The sequence below is a fragment of the Spirosoma sp. genome (genome assembly GCF_048594605.1).
In the GTDB taxonomy this organism is placed as follows: Bacteria; Bacteroidota; Bacteroidia; order Cytophagales; family Spirosomataceae; genus Spirosoma.
This window is the reverse complement of record NZ_JBMDWV010000225.1, coordinates 1-12,142: the sequence shown is the minus strand read 5'-3', so window position 1 is coordinate 12,142 and position 12,142 is coordinate 1. Positions and strand designations below refer to the sequence as shown.

The following is a 12,142-nucleotide window of genomic DNA, read 5'->3' as shown; positions in this document are numbered from 1 at the left end:
TCTTTAACACCAACAGTTACCAATATCAGTTGCTCTGGTCAAGTAGACGGATCTGTGAGTTTAACGGTAAATGGCGGAGCTGCACCTTTTACTTATTTATGGTCAAGCGGACAAACAACAGCGAATATCAGCGGATTAACGGCAGGAACTTATTCTGTAACGGTAACCGATGCAAATAATTGTACGGCAACCCAAACGGTAACCATTACCTCCCCTGCATTTGTTCACGCACCGGTAGCTACAAACCAAAGTTTCTGTATAGGTCAAAATGCAACATTAGCAAATGTAGTTGCAACAGGTAGCAACATAAAATGGTACAGTGCGGCAACAGGAGGTGTTTTATTACCATCATCAACAATCTTGGTAAACGGAACTACCTACTACGCATCGCAAACAGTTGGTTCGTGTGAAAGCAGTACCAGAACCGCTGTTCAGATTACATTAGGTCAGGGTACACCATGAACTACAACACAGTTGAATGTGTGTAACAATACGCGTGTACAGAATATGACTATCGACGGTTTTAACTATACACAGTTAAAATGGTACACAAGTGCAACAAGTACTACAGAGTTACCATCGAGCCAGCTTTTGGCAACAGGAACTTATTATGTAAGCTCTTATGTAGGAACATGTGAATCTACCAGACAGGCAATAACAGTAAATGTAGCAGCAATCGTACCTGCACCAACAGCATCGTCACAAACAATTTGCAACAACAGCACTTTAGACGATTTGGTAGTAGTAAAAGATCCGTCTGCGACATTAAGATGGTATAGCTCACCACAAATAATGACCCCATTAGCGGGCACAACTGTTGTTTCAACAGGAACTTATTATGTACAGCAAGTAATAGGTAATTGTGAATCGGTACGTATTCCGGTATCAGTACAAGTTGTAAACGTAAGCGTACCAGCAATGACATCGATAGCAACCTGTCAAGGTAATACTATTGCAGATTTACACCCAAGTGTAGGTAAGTATGTTTGGTACACAAGCAATAGTTCAACAACAGCATTGGCAGAAACTTTTGTGATAACAGCAGGAACATATTACATCGCGTTTGAGAATTCAGGATGTATTTCTGCAAGAACCCAGGTTATTGTAACGGTAAGTCCACGTCCAACAAGTCCAACAGGTCAAACCACACAAGGTTTTTCTTATCAGGCAAGAATTTCGAACTTGGTAATGAACCAGCCAAATGTAATCTGGTTTGCAAGTTATAACGATGCGGTAAGACAACAAAACCCGTTAAGCGTAAACCATTTGTTACAAAACGGAGCAACCTATTATGGTATCTTAACAGGCACCAACAACTGTGGAAGCTTACCAACAGCTGTTACTGTAACCTTAAACTTAAGTAATGCGGAATTGGATTTGGCACAGCTTAAATATTTCCCTAACCCTGTAGATTCAGAGTTGAACATTACTTATATTGAAGAAGTAACGAAGGTAGAAGTGTTTACAATAACAGGACAGAAAGTATTAAGCAGCAATTACCAGTCAAACGAAGTAAAAGTTGATTTAAGCAGATTAAGTTCAGGAACTTATTTAGTGAGAATTGATACTGAAAAAGCATCACAGTTTGTTAAGGTGATCAAAAAGTAAGATTACATAATTTATTTATAAGAAACGAGGCGGGTTTAACCTGCCTCGTTTTGTTTGTAGCAATAGTTTTTTGAATTAGTTAAAGTCTAAAATTAATGTTAAATAAATTTTTATTTTGTATGTTTTTTTTTATAAATTTATCAATTATTTACCTAGTCTGTCTTGGGCAAAAAATTGAGCTTACAAGCGTTCTGAAAAGAGAGCTAAATAGTGCCTAAAAAACCTATACGGCTCGCTTAGGGATAGCCGATTCAGCTTAGCTAAACTGCGAGTAAATACCCGTCAGCCGAAGGCTAGTTTGTCTAAACTATATTGACCCAAATGGGTTAGCGTGACTAAACAGAACCCGATAATGAATCCGGCCAAACCAACCCCAATCCAGCCTACTCAGCCAACTCCTCCACAACCTACCAAGCCAGTAAGACCCAAACGCCCTCGCATAAAAAAGACGACCTAAAGCCTACTTGGGTCTATACAGGGGTAGATATGGAGAAAAGACAGGGCCTCCGGTGCGGTCATCCGGGAGAAAATAAGTCTCACAAACTCAGTTTAAACGTGAGAAATATGGTTTGATTGATGAGACGACTTTTTGAGATTAGGTGGTAAATAGATTGCTTTTGCCAGGATAAATACTGTCTCAATCTCAAGAATAGGGCATTTAAAGAGACACGCTACTACTCTATTTGCCCATGTATGAGTTACATTCGCAACATAAAAATGTTGGTTACGCCTAATTGCTCAACCATCTGACTGGCAGATGGTTATAAAGCAACAAAGCAGCAAATAGCTTGTTTTTGAGTGTAAGGGGTGGCAATGGAGTAGAGAACATCAATGCCGATTGGATGAAAAAAACTGTACCAAAGATATAAATAGTGCTTATCTGGAAAAAACTCGAAAAGGGTTTGATATAAAATAATGCAACTAGAATAGTCGAGTAGGCAAGGGCCTTACAGCTTTTGCCTACTCGACTACCCTTTATAGTAATTGATACGCCAGACAATTCGCCCGGATCGCCCAACTATCTGATAGGTACTTAGGTGCCTTATCAGGATCTTCAACAGGCATGGCTCATGGGGTAACTACCGCGAGTATTTCTGCCAATGATTTATTCCGGTTTTCGACAGCAATTCCTGAATGCCGTACTTCCAGCGGATGCAGGAGCTGTATACACAACTTTTTATCCTCATCTGGAAAGTTTTGGAGTAAAATCTGAAGGGCCAGCGTCGATTGATTGAAGCCTTGTTGGAGCGCTTCTTTGCCTTTTTCGGTAATCCGTACCAATCGCGAGCGTTTGTCTGCCGGGTCCACGCGTTCGCTAATCAGTCCATCCTCCGCCAGCCGATTTAAAATTTCACTTCCTGTCGATATTTCGATAAGGGCATAATTAATAATATCCGTTTTGCGGCTCTCACCCAGAAGATTTGTGGCTGCCAGCAGGTTAAATCGTTCCTGATTTACCAAACTCGTTGCCCGAAGACCAATTCGCAAGTACAGGTTGTACGCTGCCGTCAGACGTGAAATGGTTCGTATGAAACTGGCATCATGGCTCAAGGGAGCTATTCTGGCTAAAGCAGGATCAAAAGAAGGCGGTTGAGTCGTGGACATAGTAGCCATGAAATGTCGACAGAAATCGGTCGCGGTTACCGCTGTATGGCTCTTCTGGTAGTCGGCAAACGCATTTATCAATAAAATTAATTCATCCATAGTCATTCAAATTTTTCCTGAAGGTATAATGGCTTTTTAAACACTTTCAATATATTCCTGTTTTGTAATAAAATCATTGTTAATAATTCTAAATTGTAACAACTCTGTATGGAGCCAGATGAATTAACCCGGAAGCAGCTGCAGCTGATTCACCCCGAAAAGCTTTACCAGTACCTGCCTAATGTAAACGATCAGACCCTAGGTGCCCTATTTGGGCTTTCAGAAGCAGACTATCGTGCTACTAAAGCCCATTTCAGCAACCAGATCCAGGAAGTACTGAAAGAACTACTGGCCGACCCCAGTATGTCCGCTCAGGCGTATCGACTTCCGTTCCAGGATAATGACGTGGTTTTGGCGCTGGGTGAAAGCCACACCGACGATGCCCTATCGTGGTTCAACATACTCCAGACCCTGGTGGAGCAAATTAGTCCGGAAAAACACATCCGGTTTTTGAATATGGCCGTTTCCGGCCATACGACCACGGCCGCTTTACGGCAATTCACGAGTCACCTGTTATACAAGCCGACCTGGATTTTTTGTATGCTGGGGGTCAACGACTCGCTGCGGATTGGCATCAACCCGGGCAAAACCCTAGTGAGTCGGTCAGAAACCCAACGAAATTTAGTCTATATGCGTCAGTTGGCAGCTCAGGCAAACGTAGGTCACTGGGTTTGGTTAACGCCGACACCAATCATCGAAGCGGCTCAAAGCAATAACCACTGGTTCAGACAGATGCAGTTGAGTTAGCATCAGGACGATACGCAGGCAGTGAGTGAATTTTTGCGCAGACAGCCCGAATTGGTGATTGATCTGGAAGACGATTTTGCCAATGCCGATGAGCTGGATAACTACTTGGTTGAAGACGGCGTTCACCCCTCTTTGAAGGGCCATCACCGGATCGTCCGGGCCGTTCTGGGCAAACTGACCAGTTATTAACAATTAACTTACACCTATGAACACAACAACTTATCAGGCCTTTCAGGCGCCGATCTTCCCGGATCTAACCGGTAAGGTGGCCGTTGTCACGGGTAGTTCAAGCGGTATCGGCGCAGAGGTTTGCCGGATGCTGTCCGCTAATCAGGTTAAAGTGGTCGTCAATGGTCGTCACCTGCCAGCGGTTGAGCGACTGGTTGCTGAAATCCAGGCGACCGGTGGGCAGGTCATTGGAGCTGTCGCAGATTGCACGCAAGCCTTAGAGGTGGCTCAACTATATCAGAAAACGGAGCAAACCTGGGGAACCCCGGACATCCTGATGGCTTTTGCCGGGTAAGCGGAACAGCCCGACCTGGCCCTTTGCAATCCATCGGAGAAGAGGACTGGCAATCAGCCATAACCGCCAACTTATCAGCTACTTACCTAACCCTAAAAGCATTCATACCGGCCATGCTGGCGGCTGGTCGGGGCTCAATCATTACCATGTCATCGAGTGCCGCTCGTCAGCCAACACGGGAAGCGCCCTTGTCTTGCTCGGCTGCCAAAGCAGGTATTATTCAATTGACGAAGCAAGTCGCTCAGGAAGCGGCCTCCCGGCAGGTGCGTCTAAACTGCGTGGCCCCTTCCACTATTCTCACTGAGCGGATAGCCCACTATATGGATGCTGACCAGCAACAGGCCGTTGCCGCTACACATCCGCTGGGGCGGTTAGGTCGACCTGCCGATGTAGCCCTGGCTACCCTATTTCTGGCTTCTGATGCGTCCTCCTGGCTAACTGGCACAACCCTCGACATTGCGGGGGGTAAAACGATGCTTTATTAATCCGAAAACTCGAACAATTTACCGATGAAAACGACCTTGGACTCACTATCTCTGTTAGCCGCCACGATTATGCTGGCCATCATTTTTGTGGCTGGTCTACGCGAACGCATCGTGAACATTCCGCGCTGGTTTGCCAACCCACCGGCTTCGTTTGACTTGATCCGTCAGCAAGCAGTCAATGCTCCCAAATTCTGGATTCCCGTTCAGCTTCTTTTCGTGATTACCCTAGTAACTGCTTTCATCACGAATTGGTCGGATGCGACTGTACGCAATCGACTGTTGATCAGTACCGGATTCTTTTTGCTGGTTATCATCCTGACCGCCACGTATTATGTGCGCGAGATAATGGCTTTTCAGCGGATACCAGCGACGGCATCGGTCACGCCTGAGCTCCTGAAGCGGGTTAATCGATGGTATCAGACGACCGTCATACGGAATATTCTGCAGGGTGTAGCTCTGGGATTCCTGGTCTGGGCTTTAATTTAGCGCCTCTATCCTGCTTCCCATGAGCGAAACTTACAAAAAGTCTCTTAATTGAGATGTAAATCATCAGGAAACATACCTTTCATTTATGGCTATTTTTGGGAGAAGCCCCTCTCACTTCCTTCGTTTGGGCTTGGCCCCAAGGTGACTATCTGCCTTCGTCTGCAAAATTTACCTTGTTAAATACGTTCCAATTGAGGACACCGATACAGCCTAAAAAACAGCCAAAGGTAATCTTTTGAAGGAGAGGCAAATAGTATAGGTAGTGTTGCGAATAATAAATGTAGTTGTTACAACCGATGAGTCCTAAACAGCCTAAGCCAAACCAGAACAACCTTCTGTAGTGATGCTGATATAAACCCCTGAAGGTATAACTCAACGCAATGAGGCTAAATAAACCCGCTACATTGATGACTAAATCGTGATAAGGTGTAAAGATCAGACTGGTCAATAACATGGATAGGATACCGGCTCCCTGAATGAGCGTATTGATGGGTCTGGAAAAGGCGAATAAGGTAGGCAACAAGTACCAAAAACTGGCCAATGAAACGCATAGGACCAGCATTGCTAATACAGCTAGAGGTCGAGCGGCATTGGGTTGTCCGTCGATGGCTAGTGGATTTAATAAGTTACACCAATAGTTATGCAGCCAACTAAAGCCAAGACTGTGTTGATTGGCCTGCGATCCACCTGGGTAAAGCAGGGTTGCTAGTAAGTAGAGCCCTATGAAGGTAGCCAACCCGATAAACGGCGTCAGGATGAGGTACGATTGGGGGATTTTTGCGGCTACATGTTGCCTAGACTTGTCGCTCACCAGGTGTAGAGAATAGGGAGAAAAGTTATTCAATAACGACTACCAATCTACTAAAAATTGAGATTCTCAGATAAGGGCCCTATGTGAGTCTGCTCCATAATTTGGGCATTTAGTGAGCTTGTGTTAGGCCAGATCATTTAAGTGATCGGCTTGAGACAGGTGGATGCTAAATATGCTACAACTCCTACTTGGCTTTCTACACTCAGAGCGCCCCCATGCCCCTTCGTCACGATATCATCGCTTAAACTTAGCCCCATGCCGACGCCTTCCCCGTGGGCTTGTAGTAAAGAAGGGCTGGAGAATCTCCGTTTTCACAGTATCAGCCGCCTGTATTTGTCCACTATCATTTGACGACATACACCCTTAAATCGAATAGTTAGTAGATAAATTTATAACTCAATTTCTATTTCTGTACTTTATGCCTTTGGGCGTGGTTAACTGGGTGGCGGTAAAGCTAGGGGTGTGACAAGCTGGTGAAGCTAGTCATGTCAATTGGCGGCTGTGCGTTAACACGTATAAACTCGATAAAGGATTGTCTAGCGGTCAGGAGGATGGATTTTTTATAAGCTTATAAAAAATCCATCCTCCTGGGTTAGAAACTTATTTTTGAAACGTAGTATTGCTTGAACCTAATCCCTTTTTGAAAAAATACAACTAATAGTTGTTAGTATAAAAATATCAATTAATCTTTGCAGTATAGTATGTATAGACATTTAGACAAACACATGCATTTGTTTAGTATTGATCACAGCAGCTCTGTTCCGCTTCATCTTCAAGTGGAAACTATTATGAGGGATTTGATTGATAGTGATGAATACCAGCAGGGTAAACTTTTTCCAAACGAAGTTGATTTGGCCAAGCGACTCGGCATTGCCAGAAATACAGTCAGACAAGCGATTAACAAGCTTGTGCACGAGCAATTACTAATACGCAAAAAGGGGGTAGGGACCAAGGTCGCCAAAAATCGGATCACTACCAAACTGAACAGCTGGTCGAGTTTTACGCTCGAGATGCACGATAAAGGTGTTGACTTCCAGAATTACGAAATCAAGACGAGCTGGACCCTGGCCGACCAGGATATTGCGGAGGTGTTTGGGATCAATACCGACACGAAAGTACTAAAGCTTGAGCGCCTGAGAGGGCTTGATGCAGGCCCCATTGTTTCCTTTATCTCGTATTTTCACCCACGAGTGGGGCTTACGGGAAATGAGGACTTTTCTAAACCTCTTTACGAAATGCTGGAGCGGGATTATCACACCGTAGTCGTGCTGTCAAAAGAAGAAATCAGCGCTACGCTGGCCGATGAACAACTGGCTGCCGTATTGCACACGCTACCAGGCGACCCCATCCTGCTGCGGAAACGGGTCGTTTGTGACCCAGGTGACCGACCTGTTGAATACAACATTGGCTATTACCGGGCTGATCGCTTTACGTATGCCATCGATATAGCTCGTAAGTAATTTGCACAAAACAGCTTATTGCCTAATTATCTTGTGCTAATCGTTTGATTAGTATCAGTTTATAATTGTCGGTTTTTACATGTCTATACATATGGACATTATAAAGCTTTGTCAAATTTGAAAATCCTTAACTCAAGTGAATGTGAGTAATCATCCTAAACCCTTTACCACCCTTAATCATGATCACCTTAACGAATCAATCGGCAAACAAGGTTAATAAAACGTACCTGTACCTGGTTTGTCTGGTGGCTGCGCTGGGTGGTTTCCTGTTCGGTTTCGACACTGCCGTCATTTCAGGGACCGTCAGTCTGGTTAAAAACGATTTTGCGCTTGATGCGGTGCAGGAAGGCTGGTTTGTGAGTTGTGCCCTGCTGGGATGCATTGTCGGCGTCAGCGTTTCAGGCAAGCTCAGCGACACCTACGGACGAAAACTTGTCCAGATTATCTCGGCGGTCTTGTTTCTGGCGTCGGCCATCGGGTGTATGTTCTCGACCACATTTACTACGCTGATTTCTTTTCGGCTGATCGGTGGATTAGGCATTGGGGTTGCCTCGATGGTTTCTCCGCTGTATATCTCAGAATTTGCACCACCCCGTTACCGGGGAACAATGGTATCGCTCTACCAGCTGGCCCTGACTGTGGGTATCGTACTGGCTTATTTCTCAAACGCTTATCTAGCCAGTCACACCACCGATACGTTCGAAACCGAAACGTTTCGAGCTATTTTTTCCACGCAGGTCTGGCGGGGCATGCTGGGTCTGGGTGCCTTACCAGCGGGTATTTTCCTGCTAGCCTTATTGGTCGTGCCCGAATCACCCCGCTGGCTGCTGCTGCGCGGTCAAGAGCAAAAAGCGCGGGAAATCCTTACCCGTATAGACGGTCCCGTTTCTGCCAAAAATGAGATTGAAGCGTTCAACGCAACGGGTGAGGAAGGAGAAAGCAATCTGAGCGAAGTTTTTACGCCCACCTACCGCCGGGCTTTATGGATCGGCTTACTGCTGCCGTTTCTGTCGCAGGTCTGCGGTATTAACGCCGTGATTTATTACGGTCCGCGCATTCTGGAACAGGCCGGTTTTACCCTCAACAACGCGCTGGGCGGGCAGGTTACCATCGGTCTGGTGAATGTGGCTTTCACGTTCGTCGCGATTTTCACGATTGACAAATGGGGCCGCAAACCCTTGCTGTACGTGGGCGTCGGTGGGGCGGTACTGTCGCTGCTGATTATCGGCTTGCTCTTTCAGATGGGCGTTACGTCGGGGCCGTGGATCCTGCTGTTCATTCTGGCCTTCATTGCCTGCTTTGCGTTTTCGTTCGGTCCAGTGTGCTGGGTCGTTGTCAGCGAAATATTTCCCAATGCTATCCGGGGTAAAGCAATGGCGCTGGCTACCCTGTCGCTCTGGATCGGTAATTTCCTGGTCGGTCAGCTAACTCCCTTTCTGCTTGAGGAGGTCGGTTCTGCCGGGACCTTCTGGCTGTTTGCACTGTGCTGCTCCCCCGCCTTGTGGATTACCTGGAAGCTGATTCCCGAAACCAAAGGCTACTCCCTGGAAGCAATCGAAGCGTACTGGAAAGATACGTATCACTCCAACCGAACTACTGATTTATAATTCCTAAACCTTACTCTTTCCGTGTGTATCCTAAGATTCACTGAGTTTTTCTAAACCAACAAAACCCGTATGAACATTCCAGTACATCATCGAATGCCCTTAACAACCTGGTCAGGTAAGCAGCGGCTGCTTCTCGGGTTACTACTTTTTTTGCTGAATTACGGCCTTTTAGCCAGCCCATCGGCCTTTGCCGCGCTCAATATCGAACTTACGGGCCAGGTACTCGATGAGCAGCAGAAGCCTTTACCGGGGGCAACGGTAAGTGTGGTGGGCACTACGATTGGTACCACTACCGACGAAAATGGGAAGTACCGGTTATCGCTGCCGGACAATTACGTGGGGCGCAGCCTCGCCTTCTCCTACATCGGCTACACCAAGAAGACCCTCGTAATAGGGCAGGATCGAACCGTTAACGTAACGCTAACGGCAGACAGTGGTCAATCGCTCGGTGAGGTGGTGGTGGTTGGCTACGGTCGGCAGGATAAACTGTCGGTGACCGGCGCGGTGGATCAGATCAAATCCCAGAGTATTGAAGGCAAGCCCGTTACGAACGCACTCCAGGCGTTACAGGGTGAGTCGCCCAACCTGATTATCCAGCAGACAAATTTTAGTCCGGGTAGTGGGGTTAATATCAACATCCGTGGTCTGGGTACGCTGGGAGATAACACACCCCTGATTGTGATTGATGGTATTATTGGCGGAGACATTAACCTGCTTAACCCCAACGATATCGCGAGCGTATCCGTCCTGAAAGATGCTGGTTCAGCCGCGATTTACGGCTCACGCTCGGCCAACGGGGTCCTTCTCATCACGACGAAAGGCGGAAAATTAAACCAGAAGGCCACGATTACGTACAACGGGAGTTATGGCCTGCAAACACCTTATGTCGGATTACATAAAGTTAGCGCCTGGGATAACGCGTACTACAAAAACCTGTCCCTGATTAATTCGGGACTACCGCCCATCTACACGCCGGACGATATTCAGGCACTGAAAGCTCAGGGCAACGGTGATTGGGAGCGGCAGTCGATTCTGCAAAATGCGCCACAGCAACTGCACAACCTTTCGATTACCGGTGGAGGAGCCAACAGCAGTTACCTGATCTCGGCCGGACTTCAGGACCAGCGCAGCAATTTTGTCGGTCCGTCGTATGGGTATAAAAAGTACAACCTGCGGTTGAATCAGCTTTCGGTTATCGGCAAACTACGGGTCAACACGATTCTGAACTACGTTAAATCGAGCAATAAATCGCACAGCAATACCGACTGGGTCATATTTGCCGATGCGGATCGCGTGCCGCTGAACTACAGCTTTCAGGATGCGGCTGGCAATTACCTGACCAATCCGGTTGCTTCGCAGTACAATGTGAAAAGTGTACTGGAACAAGGTGGTTCTTACCTGTCCGACAACGACCAGTTCTTCGGCAATCTGAACGCCGAACTAAGCATCACCAAAGACCTGAAACTAACGGGTATCTTCGGGGGTACGCAGAACGCCAACAACGCTTTTTTTCGTCGGTTACAGGTTAACAACTACCCATCGGGGGTGTACGGAAATGACCGGACTGTCTATGACAACAGTTTCAAAAATTCGTTGCTCAATACGCAGGTTTTCGCGGATTACACCAAGCGCTTGGGTGCCCACAGCATCAAGGTTTTGCTGGGTGCTTCCGATGAACATTACCGGTCCAACGGCTTTCAGTTGCAGAAAACGCTGACTGATCTGGCCTTGGGTACACCAACGACCGGAACAATCATTGACCCGGTCAACTCGTTCAATAGCAATTCCAATACCAATCCTAATACGTACCCCAGTACGACGGAGACGCGCATCAGTTCCGTGTTTGGCCGGGTGAACTACTCGTTCAAGGATCGCTATTATCTGGAAGGAAACTTTCGGCAGGATGGATCGTCCAAGTTTGCTTCGAGCCGACGGTGGGGCTTCTTCCCGTCACTATCTGGCTCCTGGCTGCTGACCGAAGAATCGTTCCTGGAATCGGTCAAAAATACCGTTACCAATCTAAAGGTGCGGGCTTCTTATGGTCTGGTTGGTAATCAAAACGTGAATGCTTATCAGTACCAGACGAACTACTTCAATTATGCCAACGCCTACGGCTTCAATAATACCGTAGTCGGTGGCGCAGGCTTTGGCTTGGGGAATCCTGATCTGACCTGGGAAAAATCGGCAATTTTAAACGTCGGTACCGATGCGAGCTTTTTTCAAAATAAGCTGACGCTTTCTCTCGATTACTTCAACAAGGTAACCAGCGATATTCTGTACAGCCGCCAGGATATTCCACTCCTGTTTGGCGCAGGCTTTCCCGATTATAACGTAGCGAAAGTTAAGAATACCGGTTGGGAGGTCAGCGCAACGTATAACTTGAATACGAAAGCCGTCAAGCAAAGTTTCAGTGTTAATCTGGCCGATAACAGGAATACCCTGCTAGCCCTGACGTATGGTTCCGAGCAGCAAATTTCAAATGTCGATGCGTTCGGCTTTATCCGGAAAGTGGGCCAGCCCATTACGCAGTATTGGGGCTACCAGACGAACGGCTTCTTCCAGAATCAGGCGGATGTTGATAACTCGCCGAAACCGGATGGTGTTACGGTTGGGCCGGGTGATCTGAAATTTACGGACTATAATGGGGATGGTAAGATTGACGACAGCGACAAAATTGTGCTGGGCAACCCATTCCCGCGCTACACGTTCGG

Annotated in this window: 11 protein-coding genes and 1 pseudogene; 10 read left to right on the top strand and 2 right to left on the bottom strand. The window is 46.8% G+C overall.

Features of this window, described 5'->3' with window-relative positions; genetic code table 11:
- A pseudogene (locus ACOJS8_RS14455) lies at positions 1-462 on the top strand (hypothetical protein); the annotation flags it as partial.
- 45 nt (positions 463-507) lie between these two features.
- Positions 508-1,608: a T9SS type A sorting domain-containing protein gene (locus ACOJS8_RS14450; RefSeq protein WP_420149252.1), complete on the top strand. Its 1,101-nt coding sequence runs from the start codon at positions 508-510 to the stop codon at positions 1,606-1,608.
- Between the two features lie 1,068 nt (positions 1,609-2,676).
- On the opposite strand, the gene ACOJS8_RS14445 is transcribed toward ACOJS8_RS14450, so the two are convergent.
- Entirely contained in the window at positions 2,677-3,312 is a 636-nt protein-coding gene (locus ACOJS8_RS14445; RefSeq protein WP_420149251.1) for a MarR family winged helix-turn-helix transcriptional regulator, read from the bottom strand.
- A 108-nt stretch (positions 3,313-3,420) separates the two neighbouring features.
- Between ACOJS8_RS14445 and ACOJS8_RS14440 the strand changes: the two genes are divergently transcribed.
- Genes ACOJS8_RS14440 through ACOJS8_RS14420 form a run of 5 tightly spaced genes read left to right on the top strand, consistent with a single transcriptional unit; the run spans position 3,421 to position 5,553 of the window.
- Positions 3,421-4,059 carry an SGNH/GDSL hydrolase family protein gene (locus ACOJS8_RS14440; RefSeq protein WP_420149250.1) on the top strand — a complete coding sequence of 213 codons (639 nt, stop codon included), beginning with the start codon at positions 3,421-3,423 and terminating at the stop codon, positions 4,057-4,059.
- Between the two features lie 21 nt (positions 4,060-4,080).
- Positions 4,081-4,248: a hypothetical protein gene (locus tag ACOJS8_RS14435; protein ID WP_420149249.1), complete on the top strand. Its 168-nt coding sequence runs from the start codon at positions 4,081-4,083 to the stop codon at positions 4,246-4,248.
- A gap of 16 nt (positions 4,249-4,264) precedes the next feature.
- Entirely contained in the window at positions 4,265-4,582 is a 318-nt protein-coding gene (locus ACOJS8_RS14430) for an SDR family NAD(P)-dependent oxidoreductase (protein ID WP_420149248.1), read from the top strand.
- Positions 4,492-5,067, top strand: coding sequence for an SDR family NAD(P)-dependent oxidoreductase (locus ACOJS8_RS14425; protein ID WP_420149247.1), 576 nt, complete (start codon positions 4,492-4,494; stop codon positions 5,065-5,067). Before ACOJS8_RS14430 ends, ACOJS8_RS14425 begins: the two co-directional genes overlap by 91 nt.
- 24 nt (positions 5,068-5,091) lie before the next feature.
- A complete protein-coding gene (locus tag ACOJS8_RS14420) occupies positions 5,092-5,553 on the top strand; it encodes a hypothetical protein (RefSeq protein ID WP_420149246.1) in 462 nt (153 codons plus the stop codon).
- A gap of 145 nt (positions 5,554-5,698) precedes the next feature.
- Here ACOJS8_RS14420 and ACOJS8_RS14415 read toward each other — a convergent pair whose 3' ends face one another.
- Complete coding sequence (locus tag ACOJS8_RS14415) at positions 5,699-6,364, bottom strand: hypothetical protein (protein ID WP_420149245.1); 666 nt, start codon at positions 6,362-6,364, stop codon at positions 5,699-5,701.
- Positions 6,365-7,065: 701 nt separating this feature from the next.
- Here ACOJS8_RS14415 and ACOJS8_RS14410 point away from each other — a divergent pair.
- The 3 genes from ACOJS8_RS14410 to ACOJS8_RS14400 all read left to right on the top strand — a co-directional run.
- On the top strand, positions 7,066-7,824 hold the full coding sequence (locus ACOJS8_RS14410) for a GntR family transcriptional regulator (protein WP_420149244.1): 759 nt from the start codon (positions 7,066-7,068) through the stop codon (positions 7,822-7,824).
- A gap of 179 nt (positions 7,825-8,003) precedes the next feature.
- On the top strand, positions 8,004-9,431 hold the full coding sequence (locus tag ACOJS8_RS14405) for a sugar porter family MFS transporter (RefSeq protein ID WP_420149243.1): 1,428 nt from the start codon (positions 8,004-8,006) through the stop codon (positions 9,429-9,431).
- A 69-nt stretch (positions 9,432-9,500) separates the two neighbouring features.
- On the top strand, positions 9,501-12,142 hold a 2,642-nt coding region (locus tag ACOJS8_RS14400), incomplete at its 3' end, for a SusC/RagA family TonB-linked outer membrane protein (protein ID WP_420149242.1).

Bases quoted from the DNA above. Each gene is read 5' to 3' on its own strand.
- ACOJS8_RS14450 (WP_420149252.1), top strand. From the start codon at position 508: ATGACTATCGACGGTTTTAACTATACACAGTTAAAATGGTACACAAGT.
- ACOJS8_RS14445 (WP_420149251.1), bottom strand. From the start codon at position 3,312: ATGGATGAATTAATTTTATTGATAAATGCGTTTGCCGACTACCAGAAG.
- ACOJS8_RS14440 (WP_420149250.1), top strand. From the start codon at position 3,421: ATGGAGCCAGATGAATTAACCCGGAAGCAGCTGCAGCTGATTCACCCC.
- ACOJS8_RS14430 (WP_420149248.1), top strand. From the start codon at position 4,265: ATGAACACAACAACTTATCAGGCCTTTCAGGCGCCGATCTTCCCGGAT.
- ACOJS8_RS14420 (WP_420149246.1), top strand. From the start codon at position 5,092: ATGAAAACGACCTTGGACTCACTATCTCTGTTAGCCGCCACGATTATG.
- ACOJS8_RS14410 (WP_420149244.1), top strand. From the start codon at position 7,066: ATGTATAGACATTTAGACAAACACATGCATTTGTTTAGTATTGATCAC.
- ACOJS8_RS14405 (WP_420149243.1), top strand. From the start codon at position 8,004: ATGATCACCTTAACGAATCAATCGGCAAACAAGGTTAATAAAACGTAC.